The sequence below is a fragment of the Stappia sp. genome (assembly GCF_048268045.1).
GTDB lineage: Bacteria > Pseudomonadota > Alphaproteobacteria > Rhizobiales > Stappiaceae > Stappia.
Window position 1 is genome coordinate 292,336 of sequence record NZ_JBLWWG010000001.1, and the last position, 25,232, is coordinate 317,567.

General features: G+C 66.4%; 21 protein-coding genes. 16 read left to right on the plus strand and 5 right to left on the minus strand.

Annotation, left to right across the window (positions count from 1 at the left end; all coding sequences use genetic code 11):
• Positions 1-198 precede the first annotated feature (198 nt).
• Positions 199-2,502, minus strand: a complete 2,304-nt coding sequence (locus tag ACN0WF_RS01345; protein WP_417770967.1) for a xanthine dehydrogenase family protein molybdopterin-binding subunit — start codon at positions 2,500-2,502, stop codon at positions 199-201.
• 333 nt (positions 2,503-2,835) lie between these two features.
• On the opposite strand from ACN0WF_RS01345, the gene ACN0WF_RS01350 reads away from it, so the two are divergent.
• Positions 2,836-3,801, plus strand: coding sequence for a DMT family transporter (locus tag ACN0WF_RS01350; protein WP_417770968.1), 966 nt, complete (start codon positions 2,836-2,838; stop codon positions 3,799-3,801).
• A gap of 42 nt (positions 3,802-3,843) precedes the next feature.
• Here ACN0WF_RS01350 and ACN0WF_RS01355 read toward each other — a convergent pair whose 3' ends face one another.
• The 3 genes from ACN0WF_RS01355 to ade all read right to left on the minus strand — a co-directional run bounded on the left by ACN0WF_RS01355 (position 3,844) and on the right by ade (position 8,480).
• The gene (locus ACN0WF_RS01355; protein ID WP_417770969.1) at positions 3,844-4,716 is read right to left on the minus strand and encodes a substrate-binding domain-containing protein; all 873 of its coding nucleotides are present in this window, start codon (positions 4,714-4,716) and stop codon (positions 3,844-3,846) included.
• Positions 4,717-4,828: 112 nt separating this feature from the next.
• Positions 4,829-6,487: a long-chain-fatty-acid--CoA ligase gene (locus ACN0WF_RS01360; RefSeq protein ID WP_417770970.1), complete on the minus strand. Its 1,659-nt coding sequence runs from the start codon at positions 6,485-6,487 to the stop codon at positions 4,829-4,831.
• A 226-nt stretch (positions 6,488-6,713) separates the two neighbouring features.
• Entirely contained in the window at positions 6,714-8,480 is a 1,767-nt protein-coding gene (gene ade / locus ACN0WF_RS01365; RefSeq protein WP_417770971.1) for an adenine deaminase, read from the minus strand.
• A 198-nt stretch (positions 8,481-8,678) separates the two neighbouring features.
• Between ade and ACN0WF_RS01370 the strand changes: the two genes are divergently transcribed.
• The 12 genes from ACN0WF_RS01370 (at position 8,679) to ACN0WF_RS01425 (ending at position 21,703) form a co-directional block, all read left to right on the plus strand.
• Positions 8,679-9,977 carry an ROK family protein gene (locus ACN0WF_RS01370; RefSeq protein ID WP_417770972.1) on the plus strand — a complete coding sequence of 433 codons (1,299 nt, stop codon included), beginning with the start codon at positions 8,679-8,681 and terminating at the stop codon, positions 9,975-9,977.
• Positions 9,978-10,019: 42 nt separating this feature from the next.
• A complete protein-coding gene (locus ACN0WF_RS01375) occupies positions 10,020-11,036 on the plus strand; it encodes a sugar ABC transporter substrate-binding protein (RefSeq protein ID WP_417770973.1) in 1,017 nt (338 codons plus the stop codon).
• 102 nt (positions 11,037-11,138) lie between these two features.
• A complete protein-coding gene (locus tag ACN0WF_RS01380) occupies positions 11,139-12,215 on the plus strand; it encodes an ABC transporter permease (RefSeq protein WP_417770974.1) in 1,077 nt (358 codons plus the stop codon).
• On the plus strand, positions 12,212-12,994 hold the full coding sequence (locus ACN0WF_RS01385) for an ATP-binding cassette domain-containing protein (RefSeq protein ID WP_417770975.1): 783 nt from the start codon (positions 12,212-12,214) through the stop codon (positions 12,992-12,994). The genes ACN0WF_RS01380 and ACN0WF_RS01385 overlap by 4 nt, the downstream gene beginning before the upstream one ends.
• Positions 12,995-13,022: 28 nt before the next feature.
• Positions 13,023-14,048, plus strand: a complete 1,026-nt coding sequence (locus ACN0WF_RS01390; RefSeq protein ID WP_417770976.1) for an alpha/beta hydrolase — start codon at positions 13,023-13,025, stop codon at positions 14,046-14,048.
• Positions 14,045-15,010, plus strand: coding sequence for a carbohydrate kinase family protein (locus ACN0WF_RS01395; RefSeq protein ID WP_417770977.1), 966 nt, complete (start codon positions 14,045-14,047; stop codon positions 15,008-15,010). The genes ACN0WF_RS01390 and ACN0WF_RS01395 overlap by 4 nt, the downstream gene beginning before the upstream one ends.
• A 19-nt stretch (positions 15,011-15,029) precedes the next feature.
• Positions 15,030-16,502, plus strand: a complete 1,473-nt coding sequence (zwf, locus tag ACN0WF_RS01400; RefSeq protein ID WP_417770978.1) for a glucose-6-phosphate dehydrogenase — start codon at positions 15,030-15,032, stop codon at positions 16,500-16,502.
• Positions 16,503-16,681: 179 nt separating this feature from the next.
• A complete protein-coding gene (gene edd, locus ACN0WF_RS01405) occupies positions 16,682-18,508 on the plus strand; it encodes a phosphogluconate dehydratase (RefSeq protein WP_417770979.1) in 1,827 nt (608 codons plus the stop codon).
• A gap of 46 nt (positions 18,509-18,554) precedes the next feature.
• Positions 18,555-19,190, plus strand: a complete 636-nt coding sequence (gene eda, locus ACN0WF_RS01410) for a bifunctional 4-hydroxy-2-oxoglutarate aldolase/2-dehydro-3-deoxy-phosphogluconate aldolase (RefSeq protein ID WP_417770980.1) — start codon at positions 18,555-18,557, stop codon at positions 19,188-19,190.
• Positions 19,191-19,238: 48 nt separating this feature from the next.
• Entirely contained in the window at positions 19,239-20,900 is a 1,662-nt protein-coding gene (gene pgi / locus ACN0WF_RS01415) for a glucose-6-phosphate isomerase (RefSeq protein WP_417770981.1), read from the plus strand.
• A gap of 183 nt (positions 20,901-21,083) precedes the next feature.
• Positions 21,084-21,353, plus strand: coding sequence for a glycine zipper domain-containing protein (locus tag ACN0WF_RS01420; RefSeq protein WP_417770982.1), 270 nt, complete (start codon positions 21,084-21,086; stop codon positions 21,351-21,353).
• An 80-nt stretch (positions 21,354-21,433) separates the two neighbouring features.
• On the plus strand, positions 21,434-21,703 hold the full coding sequence (locus tag ACN0WF_RS01425) for a glycine zipper domain-containing protein (RefSeq protein ID WP_417770983.1): 270 nt from the start codon (positions 21,434-21,436) through the stop codon (positions 21,701-21,703).
• A gap of 100 nt (positions 21,704-21,803) precedes the next feature.
• Here ACN0WF_RS01425 and ald read toward each other — a convergent pair whose 3' ends face one another.
• Positions 21,804-22,943, minus strand: coding sequence for an alanine dehydrogenase (gene ald, locus ACN0WF_RS01430; protein WP_417770984.1), 1,140 nt, complete (start codon positions 22,941-22,943; stop codon positions 21,804-21,806).
• Between the two features lie 222 nt (positions 22,944-23,165).
• On the opposite strand from ald, the gene ACN0WF_RS01435 reads away from it, so the two are divergent.
• The 3 genes from ACN0WF_RS01435 to ACN0WF_RS01445 all read left to right on the plus strand — a co-directional run bounded on the left by ACN0WF_RS01435 (position 23,166) and on the right by ACN0WF_RS01445 (position 25,209).
• A complete protein-coding gene (locus tag ACN0WF_RS01435) occupies positions 23,166-23,642 on the plus strand; it encodes an Lrp/AsnC family transcriptional regulator (protein WP_417770985.1) in 477 nt (158 codons plus the stop codon).
• Positions 23,643-23,739: 97 nt separating this feature from the next.
• Complete coding sequence (locus ACN0WF_RS01440; protein ID WP_417770986.1) at positions 23,740-24,237, plus strand: response regulator; 498 nt, start codon at positions 23,740-23,742, stop codon at positions 24,235-24,237.
• An 84-nt stretch (positions 24,238-24,321) separates the two neighbouring features.
• A complete protein-coding gene (locus ACN0WF_RS01445) occupies positions 24,322-25,209 on the plus strand; it encodes an SMP-30/gluconolactonase/LRE family protein (protein WP_417770987.1) in 888 nt (295 codons plus the stop codon).
• Positions 25,210-25,232 lie beyond the last annotated feature (23 nt).

Consider the following 25,232-nt stretch of genomic DNA (forward strand, 5'->3'; position numbering starts at 1 on the left):
AGCAAAGCACCTTGCGCCCGGTCGCGCAACCATCGGCGGGCACAAGCGACTGTGCCGCCGTGCTTTCTCCCCCGCTGCCAGACCCGACCGACTGGAATGCCCGCCGTCGCGCGCCCCGACGGCCCACGCAAAAAAGGCCGGACCACCCCGCGGCGATCCGGCCCTCCTTCGAGTGTCGCCCGGCCCCGGAGAGACGGATCAGTTGCGGGTCGCGGCAATCGCCTCCCACACGCGCGACGGCGTTGCCGGCATCTCGATCTGCGGCACGCCCGCCCCCCTGCGCAGCGCATCGTTGACCGCGTTCATCACCGCCGGCGTCGCGCCGATGGTGCCGGCCTCGCCCGCACCCTTGATACCGAGCGCATTGGTGGTGGAAGGCACGTTGCGGGTGTCGAAGCGAATGGGCGGAATGTCGGCCGCCCGCGGCATCCGGTAGTCGAGGAAGGAGGCCGTCATGAGCTGGCCGTCCTCGTCATAGACGGTCTGCTCCATCAGCGCCTGGCCGATGGCCTGCACCACGCCGCCATGCACCTGCCCGGCGAGAAGCAGAGGGTTCACCACAACGCCGAAGTCGTCGACGATCACATAGTCGAGCAGCTCCGTGTCACCGGTCTCCGGATCGATCTCGAGCTCGCAGATGTGTGTGCCGTTGGGATAGGTCGCCTCGTTCTGGCGTACCTCCTCGCGCCCCATCAGGGGCTCCGGCGCGCCGGCGGCGATCTCGGCAAGCGTTACGGCACGGTCGGTGCCGACAACGCGAACCTCGCCATCCAGCAACTCAAGATCCTCGACCCCGGCCTCCAGCTTGTCGGCCGCCAGTTCCTTGACCTTCTTCACCAGCGACTTCGAGGCCTCGAGCACCGAGGGCATGCCGATGGGGATCGAACGCGAACCGCCCGTGCCGCCGCCCTTGCGCACCCGGTCAGTGTCGCCCTGGATCATCGAAACCTTGTCCAGATCGACGCCGAACTGCTCCGCGATGATCTGGCCATAGGCGGTCGCATGGCCCTGGCCGTTGGTCTGGGTGCCGATCAGAAGCGTCAGCGAGCCGTCGGTTCCAAGCTCGATCGTCGCCTCCTCGGAGCCGGCGAAGGCGCAGGCCTCGATATAGGTGGCCATGCCGATGCCGCGCATCCGACCGCGCTCGCGCGACTGGCGGGCCCGATCCTCGAAGCCGTCCCAGTCTGCCGCCGCAAGCGCCTTGTCCATGTGCTGGGCGAACTCGCCCGTGTCGTACATGCGCCCGGCCTGCGTCGTGTAGGGAAGCTGCTCCGGCGTGATGAAGTTGCGACGCCGCAGCTCGGCCGGCGACAGGTCCATCTCCGCCGCCGCCTTGTCGACCAGACGCTCCAGCAGATAGGCGGCTTCCGGCCGGCCCGCGCCTCGATAGGCATCGACCGGCGTGGTGTTGGTGAAGACACCGCGCAGCGCCGCGTGCATCGCCGGAATGTCATAGAGGCCGGTCGTCATCGACAGCCCGAGGAAGGGAATATAGGGCCCGAACTGGTGAAGATAGGCACCCATGGCTGCAATCAGGTCGACTTTCATGGCAAGGAAGCGCCCTTCCTCGTCCATCGCGACCTCGGCGGCGGCGAGATTGTCGCGCCCGTGGGCGTCGGCGAGGAAGTGCTCGGAGCGTTCGCAGACCCATTTGACCGGTCGGCCAAGACGTTCCGCCGCCACCAGCGCCACCGGGTATTCCGGATAGACGAAGTTCTTGGTGCCGAAACCGCCGCCCACGTCCGGCGTCACCACCCGCAGCCGATCCTTCTCGATCCGCAGGATGTCGCCGGTGATGATGTCTCGCATGCCGTGACCGCCCTGGGTGCCGGCGGTGAGCGTGTAGCGCCCGGTATCCTTGTCATATTCGGCGATACAGCCGCGCGGCTCCATGTAGTTGCACACGAGACGGTTGTTGACGATCTCGATGCGGGTGACGTGATGGGCCCTGGCGAAAGCCTCCCCGGTCGCCTCCGCGTCGCCGATCTCGAAGGTGTAGGCGAGGTTCGTGCCGCTCTCGGGCCAGACCAGAGGCGCGCCGGGCTTCAGCGCATCGCCCGTCTCCACGACGGCATCAAGCGGCTCGTAGTCGATCTCGATCAGTTCCGCCGCCGACTTGGCGTTCGCGATCGTGTCGGCGATCACCATGGCGATGGGCTCGCCGACATGCCGCACGGTGTCCGTGGCCAGAACGGGGCGCGGGGGAATGGCGTGCTTGGAGCCGTCGGGCTGGGTCAGCACCGCCTTGGTCGGCATGTTCCCGAGCCCTTCCAGATCCGCAGCCGTCAGGATCATCGCGACACCGGGAGCCGAACGCGCGTCGGCAAGGTCGCCGAGCGCGATGCGGGCATGCGCCATGGACGAACGCAGCACAAAGGCCTTGAGCACGCCCTCCGGCTTGTGGTCGTCGACGTAGTTGCCGCGGCCGGTGATCAGGGCGTCATCTTCCTTGCGGCGCACCGGGGCGCCCATACCGAATTTCGCCTGGACAATCTCGTTCATTCGAAAGGCCTCATTGGGAGTTCGCTGGCTGCCGGGGGGCTCGCTGGCGACATGGGGTCGCGCGACGTGCGGTCAAGGGCGGAAGAGGTTGCGGTTCGGCCAGGTAGGTCCTCGCCGGCGGGTCTGTCAGGCCGCAAACGCGCGCGTCACAACGCGCGTTTGCGGCCCGTTGCGGGCCAGACTAACGGCAAACCGCCCGGCCCGCCAAGTGGGTCTTGATCGGCCTCAGCTCGTTCGCCCGGTCCGCGCCCCCTTCCTTCGCTGGCGCGGATGGGTCTATGCTGTCAGTCCTGCCTTGCCGCGCACGCGGCCCGCTCGATGGAACAGCCAAGCATGGATTCCCCTCCCCGCCACCGGGGGCCAGCCCAGCGCTTTCGCGACGCAGGCGACCGACTGTCGCTTCTGCCCGACAACATGCGCGGCATCCTGTGGATGCTGCTGGCCGGCATGCTCCTGACCGTCATGGTGACGCTGATCAAGATCCTGGGCGAGCGGCTGCACGTCGCCCAGATCATCTTCATCCGGCAGGTCCTGATGACCCTGATCGTCGCCCCGACAATCATCTACGGCCTGCCGCATTCGCTGGTGACCCGACGGCCGATGCTGCATGCGCTGCGCGTCGTCTGCGCCTCGACGGCGATGCTGTGCGGCTTTACCGCCGCAGTGCACCTGCCGCTCGCCGACGCCACCGCCATCGGCTTTTCCAAGACCTTCTTCCTGACCGTGCTCGCCATCTTCTTCCTCAACGAGACGGTCGGCCGCCATCGTTGGGCCGCGACGCTGATCGGCTTTCTCGGCGTCATCATCATCGCCAGGCCGGCGGGTGCCGAGGGCACCTACCTCTATTCGGCCCTTGCCGTGATCGGAGCCTGTGGCGCATCCGTGGTGATGGTGATCATCCGCAAGCTGTCGCAGGTGGAACGCCCGATCACGATCCTCAGCTACCAGGCGGTCTTCGTCGGCGTCATCATGGCGCCGATCGCCTTCTACAACTGGCTCACGCCGACCTGGGAGGAACTCGGACTTCTCGTCGTCGTCGGCCTGTTCTCCTGGGCCGGGCAGATGTGCAACATCCGCGCCTTCCGCGCCGGCGAGGCCTCCGCCATCGCCGCGTTCGACTACATGCGCCTGATCTACGCGACGGTCGTCGGCTTTCTCATTTTCGGGGATATCCCGGGTATCGCGACGCTTGCCGGCGCCGCGCTGATCGTGACGGCCGCGCTCTACACCGCCTTTCGCGAGCAGCGCCTCGGGCGGCAGGTCACGGCGCGCACCGGCGTGCGCTCGGATCCGCCCTGAGCCGCGCACCAGACGAAGCCGCACACCGGACGGACAGGCGGCTCATCCGCCGTTGAAATGCGCCTTCCAGATGCCCTCGACCCGGTAGCCGCCGAGGCTTCTTGCCATTTCGGCGAAAGCAGGTGTGCGGGTGAAGGCGACGAGCGCCTGGAAAGACGGCTCGAACCACTCGCGGCGGGCAACGAGAATGTCGAACCGCTCCTCGCAGACCGGCACGAAATCGAGCTTGAACTGCCGCGCCGACGCCTCGAGCCCAAAGGCCGCGTCGGCTCGCCCGTCCAGAACCGCCAGCGCCGCGTCGCGCTCATCACGGGCCAGCGGACTGTCTTCCTGGGAAAGAGCCAGGTCCTCCTCCCGTGCCAGTCGCTCCAGCAGCAACTGACCCCCGGCAGTTTTCTGTCGGCGCACGACCCGGCGGCCGGCGAGATCGGCGAGGCGCGTGACATCCTGCGGATTGCCCTGCGGCACGATCAGGCCGCGGTTGCGCCACGCCCATTCGACGAGCACCACCGGCCGATAGCGGAAACGCGCGGACACGGCGTCGGTGTTCCAGCCCTCGTCCTGGACCACATGCAGGCCGGCGGCGACACCTTCGCCGTGCTCGAAGCGGTCGAGCCCGTCCAGACTGCCGTCGAAGAAGGCGGCAAGGCCCGAGCCCGATTCGCGCAGCGCCCATTCGAGCAACGGATCGTGGCTGCCAAGCAGCACCGTCGGACGCACCGCATCCGGCGACGGCGCGTCACTGGCGCTCTCGATCCAGGCCAGCACGACATCGCGGGGAAACAGCAGCTTGCCGGTGGCCCGGCTGTGCGGGATTTCGCCGGCTGCAGCCAGGTCGTAGATCTTTCGCTCCTTGACCCGGAGAAGGTCGGCCATTTCCCTGGTCGTGAGGTACGTCGGCAATTCGCCCGTCATCTGGCGCTGCGGCCTCCGGCTCGTCGGTTAAGAGGACGAAGACAATGCCAAGCCCCGCCCGCCGCATCAAGCGGCGCGCACGCACCTTGCGACTTCGCGCGAAACAAATGCGTCAGCCCGTCCCGCCGTCGCGCTTTCCCGCCTCCTCCGCAACGAGCTCCTTCTTCGACAACTTGCCGACCATCGTCTTCGGCAGCGTGTCCCGGAACTCGATTTCCTGCGGCATCTCGATCTTCGACAGGTGCCCCTTGAGAAAGGTCAGCATCTCGCCGCCGGTAAGGCTCTCGCCCTGGCGAAGCTTGACGAAGGCCTTCGGCGCCTGACCGCGGTAGGTGTCGGGGACCGCGATGACGATCGCCTCCTCGACGGCGGGGTGACGGTAGATCGCCTCCTCGATCATGCGCGGATAGACGTTGTAGCCGGAGCACAGGATCAGGTCCTTGATGCGGTCGACCAGGTAGACGAAGCCCTCCGCGTCCCGATAGCCGACGTCGCCCGTGTGCAGGGCCCCGTTGCGGATTGCGCGGGCAGTCTCCTCGGGGCGCTCGTAGTATCCGGCCATGACCTGCGGTCCGCGCACGACGAGCTCGCCCTTTTCCCCCTCGCCCACTTGCTGCGCGGGGTTCTCGATCGAATGGAAGGCGATGGTCGTGCCGGGCACCGCCATGCCGATGGACCCGGCCCGGCGGCGCTCGTCGAGCGGATTGACCGTGACCACCGGCGAAGCCTCGGTCAGCCCGTAGCCCTCGACCAGCATGCAGCCGGTCAGCTTCTCGAACTGCTCCTTCACCTCGACGGGCAGCGGCGCGCCGCCGGACAGGCAAATCTTGATCGAGGTGAGATCGTAGGAGCGCGTCAACTCGTCCGAGTTGATGGCCGTATAGAGCGTCGGCACGCCGGGGAAGAGCGTGACGCGCTTGCGCTTCGCCGCGTCAAGAAGCTGCTTCAGCTCGAAGCGCGGCAGCATCACCATCTCCGCGCCGATGGCGACCGAGAGGTTCTGCGCCACCGTCATGGCGAACACATGGAAGAACGGGAGCACGCACAGCATCCGTTCCTGACCGGGCTCGGCCATGCAGAACACCGAGCGGATCTGCTCGAGGTTGGCGGAGATGTTCGTGTGGGTGAGCATCGCCCCCTTGGGAAGCCCGGTGGTTCCGCCGGTGTATTGCAGCACCGCGACATCGGTGTCGGGCGCGATCTCCGGCACATGTGGCGTCGACCCGCGGACCGTCAGCTCGCCATAGCGCGGGTGGGCGTCGTCGTGAGGAACCTTCGCCCGGTCGCGCGCCTTGAACAGCGTGAACAGCAGCCTCTTGAGCGGCGGCAGCGCGTCGGCCATCGGACAGACAACCACCGTGTCGAGATGCCCGGCGCGGCGCACCGCATCCACCTTGTCGTAGATCACCTTGAGATCGAGCGTGATCATGATGCGCGCGTTCGCATCCTGCACCTGCGCTGCGATCTCCCGCTCCACATAGAGCGGGTTGAAGTTGACGACGATGCCCCCGATCTTCAGCACGGCAAAGTAGAAGATCGGATAATAGGGCGTGTTCGGCAGGCACAGACCGATCTTCGTGCCCTTCACCGCGCCCAGCGCCTGCAGCCCGACGGCAACCTTGTCGACCTCCGCCCCGAACTCGGCGTAGCTGTAGCCCTTTCCAAGGAAATCGATGGCCGGCCGGTCACCGTGACGACGCACCGCATCGTCAAGGTAGGTGTGGATGGGCTGCGGACGAAAGGCTGCAAGCCAGACCTGCGGTTCGCTCACGAGTGTTCCTCCCCGACCTGTGGTCGTTCTTGTTTTCAGGCACTATACGCCGAATTCATGGCGCATCGCCTATCTCGGGCCGGTCTCCCCCCGGACCAGGACAACCACGCGGACACGCGTCGCCCCGCCACCGACCATCGCCAGAGCTTCCGTTTACGTCAACGTAAAAATTTGGTCGTGCGACGGACAATCGCAACGCCCCGCGAACAGCTTGCGGCCTCCCCGGTCATTCGACCAGCGCGAAGCGGTCGACGTCGAAGAGACCCATGTCGGTGATCTTCAGGTGCGGGATCACCGGAAGCGGCAGGAACGCCACCTGCAGGAAGGGTTCCGCCAGGGTGCAGCCGAGATCGCGCGCGGCCGCGCGCAAGTCCTCCAACGTGACGCGCACCTCCTCGAAGCTCGACAGGCTCATGAGACCGGCAATGGGCAGCGCCAGTTCGGCCCGCACCTCATCCCCCTCGGCGACGACGAAACCACCCTGCAGCTCACCGATGCGACGGACCGCCGTCGCCATCGACGCGTCGTCCGCCCCCACGACGCAGATGTTGTGGCTGTCATGGCCGACGGACGAGGCAATGGCCCCCCGCTGCAAGCCGAAGCCCGAGACAAAGCCCCGGCCGATGCCGCCCGTTTTCCCGTGCCGCTCGACAACCGCGACCTTGACCGTGTCCTGCGCCGGATCGGCAATCACGGCGCCATCGCGCACAGGCAGCGTCGCCGAAAGCCGCTCGGTGATGATCCGCCCCGCCACCACGCCGATCACCGGTCGTTCGTTGGCGCGAGACGCCTCGATGCGGAAGTCCTCCGCCGAAATCCGACCGATGACGACGCTTTCGAGACCGACGGGATCGAGCGGAGCGCGCGCGGCAAAGCCGGCCTCATCGACAGGACGACCGCCGGCCACGACCGAGTGGACACGGCAGCTCTCGAGATCGTCGAGAAGCACCAGGTCGGCGCGCCAGCCCGGCGCGACCAGGCCGCGGTCGCGCAGGCCGAAGGCCATGGCCGCCGACCAGCTCGCCGCCCGATAGGCGTCCTGGGGCCGCGCGCCGCGACCGATCAGCCGGCGGATCATGCTGTCGACATGCCCCTCCTCGGCGATATCGAGCGGATTGCGGTCGTCGGTGCACAGGCCGATGAAGGACGCCATATCGGGGGTGAGGATCTCGGCGAGGGCTTCGAGGTCCTTCGACACCGATCCCTCGCGGATCAGGATCGTCATGCCCTTCGCCAGCTTTTCTCGCGCCTCCGCGGCGGTCGTGGCCTCATGGTCGGTGCGAATGCCGGCGGCGAGATACCCGTTGAGATCAAGCCCCGAAAGCAGCGGCGCATGTCCGTCGATGTGTCCGCCCTGGAAGGCGGCGAGCTTCGCCAATACCGCAGGGTCACCGGAAAGGACTCCCGGAAAATTCATGAACTCCGCAAGTCCAATGACCTTCGGATGATCTCGAAGCGGCTCAAGATCGGCAATTTCAAGGCGTGCGCCAGACGTTTCGAACGATGTTGCAGGAACGCACGAAGAAAGATTGACACGCAAATCCATCAATGTGCGCTCGGATGCATCGAGAAAATAGCGAATCCCCTCGATTCCGAGTACATTCGCAATCTCATGCGGATCGCAGATTGCAGTGGTGACGCCATGCGGCAACACGCAGCGGTCGAATTCGAGGGGCGAGACAAGGGAGGATTCCACATGCAGATGCGCGTCGATGAACCCCGGAACGACCACCCGCCCGCCCGCGTCGAGCGTTTGCGCGCCCTCGTAGCGCCCGTGCGTGCCGACGATCCGCTCACCGACGATCGCGATGTCGGTGTCGACGAACGACCCGTCCATGACGGAAAAAAGCCGCGCGTTGCGGATCACCAGATCGGCCGGCTCGAGGCCGCGCCCCGCGGCGATGGCCCGCCTCAGGAATTGCTCCGTCATCGTCGCGTTCGGCATCGTCCGTTTCCTTTCCGCATCTTGCTGCAAGCAGCGCAAGCTTCGCATGACCGGAGCCGCCAGGACCAGACACAACCCCGCCACCGGCCCCCTTTCCAGCCTTCGCACCGCAACATCGAATTCGATTGACAGTACGGCATGGCTATTTTTTAATAAATCAAATGAAGTAAATTTATCAAGGATGGCAACGAGAGCGGCCTCGTCCGATAATGGGAGCGGAGTCGCAAAACTTGGGAGGACAATTCGTTGCCAAGACGCCCACTCGTTGGTCAGGGATCGAACTCGGTCCAGCTCAGACGCTACAATGAACGCATCGTGCTCCAGGTTCTACGCAGGGTCGGCGAAGCTTCGAAGGCGGATCTCGCCCGGCTTGCGCAACTGACCAACGCGGCAATCGGCGGCATCATCCAGGACCTTGCCGCCGGCGGAATGATCGAGACACTCGGCAAACGTCACAGCGGCGGTCGGGGCCAGCCGGCCACGATGCTCCAACTCGCACCGAACGGCGCCTTCGGCTTCGGCGTCCGCCTCGACCGAACCCTGATCGAGACCGTCGTCGCCGACTTCTCGGGCCACATCATCGGCCGCCGCTCCCACGACCGGATCCTGCCGTCGCCGGAGGAGGCCGTTGCCATTGTCGCCAGCGACATCGCCGAACTCATCGAGCTCGTCGACAGCGACGACCGGGAGAGGATCGCCGGCGTCGGGCTGGCCATGCCCTTCAACCTCGGCGCCTGGCTCCCCGAACTTGGCCTCCCGACAGACACTTTCGCCCCCTGGGACGGCATCGATTTCAAGACGATGCTGGAGGAAGCCGTCAGATATCCCGTCTTCTTCGAGAACGATGGCACCGCCGCCGCCATCGCCGAGCTTTTCTCGGGCATCGGCCAGCATGAGGACGACTTCCTCTATCTGTTCATGGGACCGGCCATCGGCGGAGGCGTCGTCTACGGCGGCGACTGCCTGAAGGGCGTCAACGGCAATGCCGGCGACATTGCCATGATCCCGGTATCGCGAAGCGGCCTGACTTCCGCCCCGCCGCCGCGCGGCGTGCTGGACATCCTGCTCACCCGCGCCTCGATCGTCTCGCTGAAGCGGCACATCGCCTATCGCGGTCACCCCGTGGAAACGCGCGCCGAGATCGAGCAGGCCATCGCGGCCCGCAACCCGGCGGTCGACGAATGGCTGGAGGATTGCGTCGCCGCGCTGGCTCCCGCGATCTGGTCGGCGATCTCCGTGCTCGACGTGCCGCTCGTGGTGATCGACTTCGACATCGACGCCGGCCTGCCTGACCGGTTGCTTGCAGACCTTGAGATCGCGCTGCAGGAAACCGCTCCCGAAGCGCGTCGCCCGCCGCGGTTGATGCGCGGTTCCTTCGGACCTGACGCGGGCGCGGCCGGTGCCGCCAACCTGCCAATTTTCTTCAACTATTCGCCACGCGCGGCAATCCTGACAGGGCGGGTGGCGGACAAGGGCGCAGCCGAGGACGGGCCGGAAAGGATCCGCGCCATGCCCCAAGGCTCACGCAGCAGCCGGAGCGCCTAGGCGCACGGCAAAACACTGGCAACACGTGGGAGGAGACCACAGATGCTACGCAAGCTGATGCTCGCCGGAACCTTCGTCGCTGCGGCGGCGGCAAGTCCCGCGATGGCGGCCGATGTCACGGCCTGCCTGGTGACCAAGACCGACACGAATCCCTTTTTCGTCAAGATGAAGGAAGGCGCCACCGCGAAAGCGGCCGAACTGGGCATCGAGCTCAAATCCTACGCCGGCAAGATCGATGGCGATCATGAAAGCCAGGTGGCCGCCATCGAAACCTGCATCGCCGATCAGGCCAAGGGAATCCTGATCACCGCGTCCGACACCAAGGCCATCGTCGACAGCGTCAAGCAGGCTCGGGACGCCGGCATTCTGGTGATTGCGCTCGACACCCCGCTGGAACCGATCGACTCCGCCGACGCGACCTTCGCCACCGACAACTTCAAGGCCGGCGAACTGATCGGGCAATGGGCGAAGGCCACACTGGGCGACGCGGCAGCGGACGCAAAGATCGCCATGCTGGACCTTGCCGTCAGCCAGCCCTCGGTCGGCGTGCTGCGCGACCAGGGCTTCCTCACCGGCTTCGGCATCGATGTGAAGGACGTCAACCGGTGGGGCGACGAGGACGATCCGCGCATCGTCGGCAACGACGTCACCGCCGGCAACGAAGAAGGCGGCCGCTCGGCCATGGAGAACCTTCTCACCAAGGATCCCGGCGTCAATGTCGTCTACACGATCAATGAGCCTGCGGCCGCGGGCGCCTTCGAGGCGCTGAAGGCGATGGGACGCGAGAAGGATGTGCTGATCGTTTCCGTCGATGGCGGCTGCCCGGGCGTGCGCAACGTTTCCGAGGGCGTCATCGGCGCCACCTCGCAGCAGTATCCGCTGCTGATGGCCGCGCTCGGCATCGAGGCGATCAAGGAATACGCCGACACCGGCAAGAAGCCCGAGCCGACGCCAGGCAAGAACTTCTTCGACACCGGCGTCGCACTCGTGACCGACAGGCCGGTGGACGGCGTGCCCTCGATCGACACCAAGGAAGGCCTGGACAAGTGCTGGGGCTGATCCCCGCACACGTCTGATTTCCTGCGCTCGGCCGGCGCGGGACGGAGATCCGCCCCGCGCCGCCGGCATGTCGCGAACCGCCAAGTCTTTCGGGAGAACACCATGAGCGAAGCGGAAAGCCGCACGCCACAGGCCTACGAGACATCGCTTGCAAGCGGGCCCGGATCCGTCGCCGCCTTCGACCGGCATCACAGGTCGCTGCTCGGTCTCGTGCAGCACAAGCTGCATGCCCGGCCAGAGTTCGTGCCGCTGATCGTGCTCATCGCGTCGGTCGCCGTCTTCGGCTTCTATCTGGGTGAAAAGTTCTTCTCCCCCTTCTCACTGACGCTCATCCTTCAGCAGGTGGCCATTGTCGGCATCGTCGGCTGCGCGCAATCGCTGGTGATCCTGACCGCCGGCATCGACCTCTCGGTCGGCGCGATCATGGTCCTGTCATCGGTGGTGATGGGGCAGTTTACCTTTCGTTACGGGTTGCCCCCGGAGATCGCCGTCCTGTGCGGTCTCGCCTGCGGAGCGCTCTGCGGCTTCATCAACGGCGCGCTGGTCGCCGTCATGCGCCTGCCGCCCTTCATCGCCACGCTCGGCATGTGGCAGATCGTGCTGGCGACAAACTTCCTCTATTCCGCCAACGAGACGATCCGCAGCCAGGAAATAGAGCGGCAAGCACCGATCCTCCAGTTCTTCGGCGAGAAGTTCAACATTGGCGGGGCGGTGTTCACCTATGGCGTCGTCGGCCTGTTCGTGCTCGTGCTCGTGCTCAACTACGTCCTCAACCACACCGCCTGGGGACGGCATGTCTATGCCGTCGGTGACGACCCGGACGCGGCCGAACTCGCCGGCGTGCAGGTGGTGCGCGTGCGCATCTCGGTCTACACGCTCGCCGGCCTCATCTGCGCCTTCGCCGGCTGGGCGCTCATCGGTCGCCTTGGCTCGGTCTCGCCCACATCCGGCCAGTTCACCAACATCGAGTCCATCACCGCGGTCGTCATTGGCGGCATCTCGCTCTTCGGCGGGCGCGGTTCGGTTCTCGGCATGCTCTTCGGCGCTCTCATCGTCGGCGTCTTCTCGCTCGGCCTGCGTCTCGTCGGCACCGACCCGCAATGGACATATCTGCTCATCGGCGTGCTGATCATCTCGGCCGTCGCCGTCGACCAGTGGATCAGAAAGGTGGCCGCATGACCCGCGAACCGATCCTGTCGGCAACCGGCCTCGTCAAGCGCTACGGCCGCGTCGTGGCGCTCGACCGGGCCGACTTCGAGCTTTTCCCCGGCGAAGTGCTCGCCGTTATCGGCGACAATGGCGCCGGCAAGTCGACGCTGATCAAGGCAATCTCCGGCGCGGTCGTGCCTGACGAGGGCGAGATCCGCCTGGAAGGACAGCCGGTTCACTTCACCTCGCCGATGCACGCCCGCCAGGCCGGCATCGAAACGGTCTACCAGAACCTCGCCCTCTCCCCTGCCCTTTCCATCGCCGACAACCTCTTCATGGGGCGGGAACTGCGCCAGAGCGGCTTCCTGGGAAAGGTATTCCGCAAGCTCGACCGCAAGGGGATGGAGCGCATCGCGCGCGAGAAGCTCTCTGAGCTTGGCCTGATGACCATCCAGAACATCAACCAGGCCGTCGAGACGCTTTCGGGCGGCCAGCGCCAGGGCGTCGCCGTGGCGCGCGCCGCCGCCTTCGGCTCCAAGGTCGTTATCATGGACGAGCCGACGGCCGCGCTCGGCGTCAAGGAAAGCCGCCGCGTCCTCGAACTGATCAGGGATGTGAAAGCGCGCGGCTTGCCTATCGTTTTGATTTCACACAACATGCCACATGTGTTCGAGGTCGCGGACCGCATTCACATCCACCGGCTCGGGCGTCGCGCCTGTGTCATACGACCAGACGAATTTTCCATGGCCGACGCCGTTGCGATCATGACCGGCGCCAAGGAGCCGCCCGGAGCGGCCGTGGCCGCCTGAGGCACTCCGCCTTTGCAGAGGTAGAACGATGCGAATTCATCTTGCGGCGCTGGCGCTGATCGTCTCCTGCATGCTCGTGCAGACGACGGACGCCCAGGCGACGGAGATTGAAGCGCCCGGTCCTCTCGGTCCGCTGCGCGGTGCGATGGCAGGCCCTGCGACAGCCGACCGGCCGGTCGTTCTGATCGTGCCGGGATCGGGCCCGAGTGATCGCGACGGCAACATGCCGAGCGGCATCCGTCCGGACACGCTGAAGCTCCTCGCCAAGGGCCTCGCCGCACGCAACATCACCTCCGTGCGGATCGACAAGCGCGGCCTCCATTCCAGCCGCGACGCCGTTGCCGATGCCTCGGACGTGACGCTCGCCGCCTATGCCGACGACCTGCGCTCGTGGATTGGCGTGATCCGCCAGCGTATCGGCGCGCCCTGTATCTGGATCCTTGGCCACAGCGAAGGCGGCCTTGTGGCGATGAAGACCGCCCTGACCGGCGAGCCCGGCACCGAAGCCGGCAACGGCGCCATCTGCGGCCTCGTGCTTGCAGGAACGCCCGGCCGGCCGATCGGCCAGATCCTGCGCGACCAGTTCCGCGCCTTCACGCCCGAGGGGCCCGAGCGCGCGCCGGTGCTCGAGAGCGTCGAGCGCATTCTCGGCGAGATCGAGGCCGGGCACGAGGCGGACCTTTCCGGCGTGAGCCCGGAGCTCGCCGGCTTCTTCAACCCCTCGATCCAGCCCTACATGATCGACCTGCTCTCCCATGATCCGGCCGAGATGATCGCCGCCGTCGACCTGCCCGTCCTGATCGTGCAGGGTTCCAACGACGTTCAGGTGAGCGTCGAGGATGCGCAACGGCTCGCGGACGCCCGCCCCGGAGCGCGCCTCGTGATCCTCGACGGCGCCACCCATGTGCTCAAGACCGCCAGAGGCAACGACCGTGCGGCGAGCCTGGCCACCTATCAGGACCCCGAGCTGCCGCTCGCGTCGGGCCTCGTCGAGGCGGTCGCCGGGTTCGTTTCCTCGGCACCCGCGCGCGCAACGAAAGGCGGCTCCAAATGATCCTCGTCTGCGGCGAAGCTCTCTTCGACCTGTTCGCGGAAGAAGACGGCGCACGCCTGTCCTTCGACGCGCGCATCGGCGGTTCTCCGTTCAATGTCGCCGTCGGCCTGGCGCGGCTCGGGGCGCCAGCCGCCTACTTCGGCGCGCTGTCCAGCGACCTGTTCGGCGCACGCCTGCGCCGCGCCCTGACGCGCGAGGGCGTCGACATTTCGCTGGCGAAGGCGACAACCGCGCTCACCACGCTGAGCGTCGTCGGCGTCGATGCGCACGGAAGCCCCGCCTATGCCTTCTACGGCGACAATGCCGCCGACCGGCAGGTGTTCCCCGAAGATCTTCCGGAGTTGCCCGAAACCATCTCGGCACTCCACATCGGCTCCTTCTCGGCGCTCGTGCCGCCGGTGGGCGAGGCCCTGCTTGCCCTGGTACGCCGCGAGCACGGGCGCCGCCTCATTGCCTACGATCCCAACGTGCGCCCGACAGTGGTGCCCGACCTCGACGCCTGGCGCGCGCGCATCGAAGCGCTGCTGCCGCATGTGGACCTGCTCAAGATCAGCTCCGAAGATGCAGGAACGCTTTATCCTGGCGTTGACCTCGACGAACTTGCCGACACCTTTCTGCGCAAGGGCCCGGCCCTCGTGATCACGACCCTGGGCGTCGGGGGAGCGGTCGGGCGCACGGTGCGCCACAGGGTCGCGCTCGACGGCCGGCGGGTTGCGGTAAGCGATACGGTGGGCGCCGGCGATACCTTCCAGGCCGCCCTGCTCACCTGCCTGCACGAGACCGGACGCACCGACCGCGACAGTCTGGCGGACCTGACGCAGGACGCCCTGACCAGCCTTCTCGCCTTCGCCGTCGACGCGGCCGCGGTGACCTGCACGCGCCGCGGCGCGGATCTGCCCAGGCGCGACGAAATCGACACGGAACTGGACAAGCGGGCCGAGCCTCCCCTCTCCGCCCCCTGAAAGACATGAAAGGACCGACATGGTTGCGCGTGTCATCGAGGTCGCCCCGTTCGACCTGATTGTTTTCGGCGCCACGGGCGACCTCGCCCACAGGAAGATCCTGCCCGCGCTCTATCACCGCGACGCGGACGGACAGATCCCCGACGATGCCCGCATCATCGGCTGCTCCCGCCGCGAGATGAGCGCGGCGCAGTATCGCGACTTTGCCACGGAGGCGCTGCGCGAGCACGTCGGCGATCTCGAGGAAGACGCCCTCGCACGGTTCCTGGAGCGCATTTTCTACGTCTCGGCCGAGGCCGCCGGCGAGCGGGGCTGGGACGATCTCGCCGCCATGCTTAAGGGGCGCGACCAGGTGGTGCGGGCCTTCTATCTCGCCGTCGCCCCGGACTTCTTCGGCGCGATCTGCGAGCGCATCGGCAGCCACGCCCTCGTCAACGAGACGACCCGCATCGTCATCGAGAAGCCCATCGGCAAGGACGGCGCCTCGGCCAAGGAGTTGAACGCGGCCATCGGCGCGGTCTTTGCCGAGGACCAGGTCTTCCGTATCGACCATTATCTGGGCAAGGAGACGGTGCAGAACCTGATGGCGCTGCGCTTCGCCAACGCGCTGTTCGAACCGCTGTGGAACGCCGCGCATATCGACCACGTACAGATCACCGTCGCTGAATCCATCGGCGTTGGAGGCCGCGCCGGCTACTACGACACCGCCGGCGCCATGCGCGACATGATCCAGAACCACCTTCTCCAGCTCCTGTGCCTGGTTGCCATGGAGCCACCGGAATCGATGAACGCGGACTCCGTGCGCGACGAGAAGCTCAAGGTGCTGAAGGCGCTGAAGCAGATGGACGCGGAAACCGCGGCGCGCGCCACCGTGCGCGGCCAGTACCGGGCCGGCGCCTCGGCCGGAGGCGCGGTGCCCGGCTACCTGGAAGAACTCGACGGCCAGGAATCGCAAACGGAGACCTTCGTCGCGATCAAGGCTGAAATCGCCAATTGGCGATGGGCGAACGTCCCGTTCTACCTGCGCACCGGCAAGCGCCTTGCCGAGCGCGTCTCGGAGATCGTCGTGCAGTTCCGTCCGATCCCGCACTCGATCTTCGAGGCGGAAGCCGGCGAGATCTCCTCCAACCGGCTGGTGATCCGCTTGCAGCCGGATGAGGGCGTGCGCATGCAGGTGATGATCAAGGACCCCGGTCCCGGCGGCATGCGGCTGCGCCAGGTGCCACTGGACATGTCCTTCGCCAAGGCCTTCAACGTACGCAACCCCGACGCCTACGAGCGGCTGATCATGGATGTGATCCGCGGCAACCAGACACTCTTCATGCGCCGCGACGAAGTGGATGCCGCCTGGGCGTGGGTCGACCCGATCCTCGATGCCTGGGCTGCCTCGAAGGACGCGCCGAAGGGCTACACCTCGGGAACCTGGGGCCCGTCGGCCTCCATCGCCCTGATCGAGCGCGACGGCCGCACCTGGTTCGAGGACCTGATCTAGGCGCGACAACATCGCCCGTCCGCGACACGCCCGGAGCCGTTGCGGCGGCCCTTAAATCGATTTAAACCACACGGGACGGGGCATCCTCTCCAATGCCCTTCCCGGTCCAACTGGATCGCCGGACGCCCTCCGCGCATCGTGGGAGCGGCGCGCCGCAACCGAAAGGACGGACAGGAACCATGGCCCTCAACAGCAAGATTGCCGATGTCACCGCGCGGATTACCGAGCGCAGCCGCGACACCCGCACCCGCTATCTCGAGCGCATCCGCGCCGCCGGCGAGGCCGGCCCGACACGCTCGCGTCTGTCCTGCGGTAATCTTGCCCATGGTTTCGCCGCCTGCGGCGTCACCGACAAATCCCGGCTCTCCGACGACGTGGTGCCCAATCTCGGCATCATCACCGCCTACAACGACATGCTCTCGGCCCATCAGCCCTACGAGCGTTTCCCCGACCTGATCCGCGACGCGGCGCGCGAGGTCGGTGCGGTGGCGCAGGTCGCCGGCGGCGTGCCGGCCATGTGCGACGGCGTCACCCAGGGCCAGACCGGAATGGAGCTGTCGCTTTTCTCCCGCGACGTGATCGCCATGTCGGCCGCCGTCGGCCTGTCACATCAGATGTTCGATGCGGCTGTCTTCCTCGGCATCTGCGACAAGATCGTTCCCGGCCTGATGATCGCGGCGCTTTCCTTCGGTCACCTTCCCGCCGTCTTCGTGCCCGCCGGCCCGATGACGACCGGCCTTTCCAACGACGAGAAGGCCAAGACCCGCCAGCTTTACGCGGAAGGCAAGATCGGCCGCGCGGAATTGCTGGAATCGGAGAGCAGGTCCTACCATTCGCCCGGCACCTGCACCTTCTACGGAACAGCGAATTCCAACCAGATGCTGATGGAGATCATGGGCCTGCACCTGCCGGGCGCGAGCTTCGTCAATCCGAACACGCCGCTGCGCGACGCGCTGACCCGCGAGGCCGCCAAACGTGCCCTGTCGCTGAGCGCCCTTGGCAATGACTACACGCCCGTCGGCGAAGTCATCGACGAGCGCGCTATCGTCAATGGCGTCGCCGGGCTGCATGCGACGGGCGGCTCGACCAACCACACCATGCATCTGGTCGCCATCGCCCGCACCGCCGGAATCCAGCTCACCTGGGACGATATTTCCGACCTCTCCGAGGCGGTGCCGCTGATCGCCCGCATCTATCCGAACGGGATGGCCGACGTGAACCATTTCCAGGCCGCCGGCGGCATGGGCTATCTGATCGGCGAGCTCCTGTCCGAGGGACTGCTGCACGAGGACGTGCGCACGGTGAACGGCACCGGCCTTTCCTCCTACACGGCGGAGCCGAAGCTCACCACCGAGGGCGGCATCGCCTGGGAGCCGGGCGCGCGCGCGAGCGGTGACCCCAAGGTGCTTTCGACGGTGAGGAACCCGTTCCAGCCCAATGGCGGCCTCACCGTGCTCGACGGCAACCTCGGCCGCGCCGTCATCAAGGTCTCCGCTGTGAAGCCGGACCGGCGGGTGATCGAGGCCCCGGCCCGGATCTTCCTCACGCAAGAGGCCTTGCAGGAAGCGTTCAAGGCCGGCGAACTCACCGATGATTTCGTCGCTGTCCTGCCGTTTCAGGGCCCCCGCGCCTGCGGCATGCCCGAACTGCACAAGCTGACGCCCGTGCTCGGAATCCTGCAAGATCGGGGGCTCAGGGTCGCGCTGGTCACCGACGGGCGCATGTCGGGTGCATCCGGCAAGATCCCGGCGGCAATCCACGTCACCCCGGAAGCCGTCGACGCCGGACCTATCTCGCGCATTCGCAACGGCGACAGGATCCGTGTCGACGCACAGGCCGGGCGGCTCGAGGTTCTTGTCGACGCGCAGGATTTCGCCGCCCGTCCGCCGATGACCGCCGACCTCTCCCACCACCAGACCGGCCTCGGCCGCGATCTGTTCGCCGCCTTCCGCGCCGCTGCCGGTCCAGCCGACCAGGGCGCACATGTTTTCGGCGCCTTTGCGTGAAAAGCAGGGGCTGCCCGTTTCAAGAAGATCAGGAGTCGATCTGAAAATGACGCAGGACGTTTCCAAGCTCGACCGCATCATGCGGGCGGCCCCGGTCATTCCGGTGCTTGTCATCGAGGATCCGGCGAAGGCCGTACCCATGGCGAAGGCGCTGGTTAAGGGCGGCCTGCCCGCAATCGAGATCACCTTGCGCACGCCCAAGGCGCTGGAAGCGATCCGAGCGGTGGCAGCCGAGGTCGAGGGAGCGATGGTCGGCGCGGGAACCGTGCTCGACGCGGCGCAGTATCAGGCGGCGGTGGACGCGGGCGCGACCTTCGCCGTCTCCCCTGGTGCGACCGAAAGGCTCCTGTCAGCGGCGGCCGGCCACGACGTGCCGCTGCTTCCCGGCGCGGCCACCGCATCGGAAGTCATGCGCCTTCTCGAAGCCGGCTACGTGCGGCTGAAGCTCTTCCCGGCCGAGGCGGCCGGAGGCGTGGCGATGCTGAAGGCGCTCTCCTCCCCGCTTCCCGCCGCCCGCTTCTGCCCGACCGGCGGCATTTCCGAAAGCTCCGCGCCCGCCTATCTGTCGTTGCCCAACGTCATCTGCGTCGGCGGCTCCTGGATCGCGAGCGCCGAGGCAATCGCCATGGACGACTGGAGCGGGATAGAGGCGCGCGCCCGCACCGCCGCCGCTCTGGGCTGACGCGCGGACATTGCGACATTCGGCCGATGCGGCGAGAGGAGAGGAAACATGGACACCGCCGAGATCCTGCGCGCATTGACGCTCGAAGCCGAACGCCTGCAGGCGCGTGGCCTGCGCGAGCTGTTTCGCGAGGATCCCAACCGCTTCGACCGGCTGTCGCGCACCTTCGACGATCTTCTCGTCGATTTTTCCAAGGTCTGCTGGTCGCCCAAGGCGCTGACGCTGCTTCTCGGCCTGGCTCGCGCCAGGGGGGTGGAGACCCGCCGTGCGGCGATGTTCGCCGGCGACCCGATCAACGAGACCGAGGGGCGCGCCGTCCTGCATGTCGCCCTGCGCAACCGCTCCGGCGATCCGGTGACGGTCGACGGCCGCGACGTGATGCCAGATGTGCGCGAGACGCTGGCACGGGCTGGTAAATTTGCCGAGGCGCTTCGCGCCGGGCGCATTCGGGGAAGCACGGAAAGGCCGTTCACCGATGTGGTCAACATCGGCATTGGCGGGTCGGACCTCGGGCCGGCGATGGTCACCGGAGCGCTGGCCCCCTACGCCGACGGTCCCCGGTTGCACTATGTCTCCAACGTTGACGGCGCCCACATCGCCGACACGCTGAAGCCACTCGACCCGGCGACAACGCTCTTCATCATCGCCTCGAAGACCTTCACCACCGTCGAGACTATGACCAATGCCGCGACAGCGCGCCGGTGGGTCGCCGATGCGCTCGGTGAGCAGGCCGTGGGCGACCACTTCGCCGCCGTCTCCACCGCGCTCGACAAGGTCGCCGCCTTCGGTATCGACGAGACCCGCGTCTTCGGTTTCTGGGACTGGGTCGGCGGGCGCTATTCGGTCTGGTCGGCCATCGGCCTGCCGGTGATGATTGCCGTCGGCGCGGAGAATTTCGGTGCGTTCCTCGACGGTGCCCATGCGATGGACGAGCACTTCCGCACGGCCCCACTCGCCGGAAACCTGCCGGTGCTGCTTGGCCTTGCCGGTGTCTGGCATCGCAATGTCTGCGGCCACGCCTCACGGGCGATCCTGCCTTACGACCAGCGGCTCTCCCGCCTGCCCGCCTATCTCCAGCAGCTCGACATGGAATCAAACGGTAAGTCGGTAACGCTTGCCGGCGCGCCGGTCGAGCAGGACACCGGGCCTGTCGTCTGGGGGGAGGCCGGCACCAACGGCCAGCACGCCTTCTACCAGCTCCTTCACCAGGGGACGACTGTCGTGCCTTGCGAGTTCATCGTCGCCGCCCGAGGCCACGAACCTGAGCTTGCGCATCATCACGCATTGCTGGTGGCAAACTGCCTTGCCCAGTCGGAGGCTCTCATGAACGGCCGGACGACCGCGGAGGCCCGGGCGCTTCTCGAAGCACAGGGCAATGACGCCGAAACGGTCGAGCGACTGACCCCGCACAAGGTTTTCCCCGGAAATCGTCCTTCCGTCACAATTGTTCACGACAAGCTTACCCCCTACACGCTGGGGCGCCTGATCGCGCTTTATGAGCACCGCGTGTTTGTCGAGGGAACCATTTGGAACATCAATTCGTTTGATCAGTGGGGAGTGGAGCTTGGCAAGGTTTTGGCAGGAGAACTGCTGCCGATGATCGAGGGAAGGTCCGAGGCAAAGGGGCGGGACGCCTCCACCATGGGTCTCCTGCGCCGTCTCGCCGGTGCATCCTCCGCTCATGTTTCCGAAGTTCGCGAGGAGAGTTGAAAAGAACGGCAAACCAATGATCTGCGTCACAGCCTGACAATCCGCTCCTGCTAGACTGTCACCGGTTTTGATGCTCAGATAGTCGGTTAGGGGGGCACAGATCCCGATGGTAGCCGCGCCACCCGCCGGTTGAAAAGCCGGCACACTTTACCGAACTTCAGGTGACATGTGAGGAACGACAAGATGTTCAGGATCCTAGTTGTTGGCGGCGCAGCGCTTTTGCTCGCAGGGTGCCAGTCGGACAGTCAGCGTGACCGCGCGCTCGTCGGCGGCGGCCTTGGTGCCGCAACCGGTGCGGTCATCGGCGGCGTTGCGACCGGCGATGTGGGCGGCGCCCTTGTTGGCGGCGTGATCGGCGGCGTCGGCGGTGCCATGGTCGGCTCGGCCACCACTCCCAAGAACTGTATTGCACGCGACCGCTATGGTCGCCGCTACCGCGTCGTCTGCCCGTAAGCGGCGACGCCCCCCCCAATGCATCCGGCGATACGGTCGCCGGGTGCCTTCGCTGGATGATCCAAACTGGAGGCTATGACATGAAAAAACTTCTTCTCGTTTCCGCAGCGGCATTGACGCTTGCGGCATGCCAGTCGGACAGCCAGCGCGACAGAACCCTCGTCGGAGGCGGCCTTGGTGCTGCCACCGGCGCGGCCATCGGTGCAGCCGCGACCGGCGACGTCGGCGGCGCGCTTGTTGGCGGCGCCATCGGTGGTCTCGGCGGTGCCGCCGTCGGTTCGGCGACAACGCCGAAGAACTGCGTGACACGCGACCGCTACGGCCGCCGCTATCGGGTGGCGTGCCCGTAAGACCGCGCCACAGGCCCGAACCGGGCGCCAGAAACGACAACAGCCGGTCGGATCCCCGACCGGCTGTTTTCATTGGTGCGCATCAATGGGCACCAGACACTCAGGCGGCGGCCGAACCGAAGTCGCCTGCCAGTGCCCGCGTCGGGTCGACAAACGGCAGGCCGAGAGCCTCCGCCACCGCCTCGCACGTCAGGTGACCGCCGATCACATTGAGCCCGTCGAGCAGATGCGGATTGGCGCCCAGCGCCGCCTTCACCCCCTTGTCGGCCAGCGCCAGCGCGAACGGCAGCGTCGCGTTGTTGAGCGCATAGGTCGAGGTCCGTGGCACGGCCCCGGGCATGTTGGCGACGCAATAGTGGACGACACCGTCGACCACATAGGTCGGCTCGGCATGTGTCGTCGCCCGCGAGGTCTCGAAGCAGCCGCCCTGGTCGATGGCCACATCGACGAGAACAGATCCGGGCTTCATGCGCCGGACATGGTCGGCGGTGACGAGCTTCGGCGCGGCGGCTCCAGGAAGAAGAACCGCACCGATGACGAGATCCGCGTCGAGCACATATTGCTCAACCGCCGAGCGGGTCGAATAGACCGTCCTGAGCGCCGCGCCGAACCGGGCGGACAGCGCGCCGAGCGCGTCGACGGAGCGGTCGAGAACGGTCACATCCGCCCCCAGACCAAGCGCCATGGTGATCGCATGGGCACCGACGACACCGCCGCCGATGACCACGACCTTGGCCGGAGCCACGCCAGGCACGCCGCCGAGCAGCATGCCGGCTCCGCCGTGGGACTTCTCCAGCGCCGTCGCGCCGGCCTGGATCGCAAGCCGGCCGGCAACCTGGGACATGGGAGCCAGAAGCGGCAGGCCGCCGCGTGCGTCGGTCACGGTCTCATAGGCAATGCAGGTCGCCCCCGAGCGCAGCAGATCCGCCGTCTGTTCCGGGTCCGGGGCGAGATGGAGATACGTGAAGAGAATATGGTCCGGGCGCAGCATCGCGCGCTCGGCAGCCTGAGGTTCCTTGACCTTGACGATCATGGTCGCGGCGTCGAAGACGGCCCGCGCATCGGCAAGGATCGTCGCGCCGGCAGCCTGATAGGCCGCATCCTCTGCAAGGATGCCCGCGCCGGCACTGGTCTCCACGAACAGCTCGTGCCCGTGGGCTACGAGTTCGCGGACGCTGTCCGGCGTCAGACCGACGCGATACTCATGGTTTTTGATTTCTTTGGGTACTCCGATTTTCATTGTCGCCTCCTACCTGGGTCCCTCTGGATGACCCGAAGGCAGAGAGACTAAAGCAATGCCGCTCGAATGTGCTTGCGAACTCGTCTGACCGAGCGCAAGTTTTGCAATATTCCAGCGTAAACTGGTGAGATTGCGCAATCTCATGCACCAGAACCTTCAAAGCATGGCCCATGATGCGCTCGAACCCTGTCTACGCGCGAACCGAGCGGGAGGCCAGGCACGATGTTCGACCGGATCGACAGACACATCCTGAAGGAACTGCAGAGCGACGGGCGGATCGCCAACTCCGACCTTGCCGAGAAGGTCGGCCTCTCGGCCTCGGCCTGCCTGCGCCGCGTCCGGGCGCTGGAGGATGCGGGCGTCATCGAGCGCTATGTCGCGCTGCTCGATCCTTCCAAGATCCGGCGAAATCTGGTGATCTTCGTCGAGATCTCGCTGAACTCCCAGGCAAGCGATGAGCTCGCCCGCTTCGAGGAGGCGGTCGCACGTTCCCCGGAGATCATGGAATGCCACCTGATGGCCGGCGACGCCGACTATCTGCTCCGGATCGCCGCCGCCGACCCGGCCGACTTCGAGCGCATACACCGCGATCACCTGACGCGTCTGCCAGGAGTATCGCGGATGCGTTCGTCCTTCGCCATCCGCACGGTCGCGCGGACGACGGCCTTCGTTCTGCCGACACTCCCGGCAAGGGATTGATCCGACTGAAAAACCTCCCATCGACCATAAATAGCGAGCCTGTATGTAATATATCGCAGTGGAAGATAGGCAATTTTGCTGATACGCTACTGTTGCAATGATCAGGGCACGCACACTCAAAAGCAGACAGTCAATCGCACCGGCGGGCAAGACCGACGGCAAGACGGTGGTGCTTGTTATCGACGATGACCCGGACGACCTGTTCCTGCTGTCGCGGGCGCTGCGCGACGCCTTCGTCGACGCCGGCGGATTCTCGCTGGCAACCTGTGTCAGCCCGCTGGAAGCCGTTGCGCGCATGGACGAGGCCGGCGTTCCGGTTCCTGATCTCGTGCTCATTGACCTGAACATGCCCGGCCTGTCGGGCATCGAACTGGTCGCGCACCTGCGCCGCCGTCCGGCCTTCGACGCGGTACCGCTCATTGTCATCACCACGGGCGCCGAGGCACACCTGCGCGAGGAGGCCCGGGCGGCCGGCGCGGATGCGGTGATCGCCAAGCCGGACACGCTCTCCGGCCTGACCAAACTGGCCGCCTCGATCCGCAACGACTGGCTCACCGGCCGCGGAACGGCCCCGCTTCATCCCCTCTCCGCCTGATATCCGGGTAGCCCAATATCCAGGCTTGATTCCAAACGTCCCCTCCCACACCGTGCCAAGCGCGACGGGGCAGGAGAAGTGCACATGATGACCGCTACGATTTCGAAGCTGGACGGCATCCGCTCGGACCTTGCGGAGAGCCTGATCTGGGATCCGAAAAGCGGGCACCTGCTGTGGTGTGACGTCCTCGGCAAGCGCCTTCATGTCCGCGACTGGGAAAGCGGCCGGGAACACAGCCTCGACCTTCCAGACGTCATCGGCTCTTTCGGCCTGACACAGGACGACGACCTCCTCGTTGCCGCCATCCGCGACCGCATCGTCCTGCTTCGACTGTCAAGCGGCGAGATCGTGGAGACGCTGGCGGAGATCGAGGCGAACGATGCGAGAACCCGTCTCAATGACGGCAAGGTCGGCCCCGACGGCGCCTTCTATGTCGGCACCATGGACGACCGCCCGGAGCGCCAGCCGATCGCCGCACTCTATCGGGTCGACCGCGCAGGCACGGTGACCCGGCTGGTCTCCGACGTCACCGTCTCAAACGGTCTCGCCTGGTCACCGGACGGGCGCACGCTCTATCACGCCGACAGCCGTCCCGGCTGGATCGACGCATGGGATTTCGATCCGCGAACCGGTGCCATCTCAAACCGACGTCGCTTCGCTCAGCTCGTCAACGAGACCGGGCGGCCGGACGGGGGAACCGTCGATGTTTCGGGAAACTACTGGTCGGCCGGCATCTCTGCCGGCGTGCTCAACCGCTTCACGCCGGACGGAACGCTGGTCGAGACGATCTCCATGCCCGTGCCGCGCCCGACCATGCCGTGCTTCTGCGGCCCCGATCTCGACGTACTGGTCGTGACATCGCTACGCCCGCTGGCCGACGCGGACATGCTCGCCGCATATCCGGACCTTGGCCACCTCTTCACGCTCACGCCGGGAACTCGCGGCCTGCCGCCCCATCGCTTCAGGCTCTGAACGGCCACGCCGGGTCCGCGGTG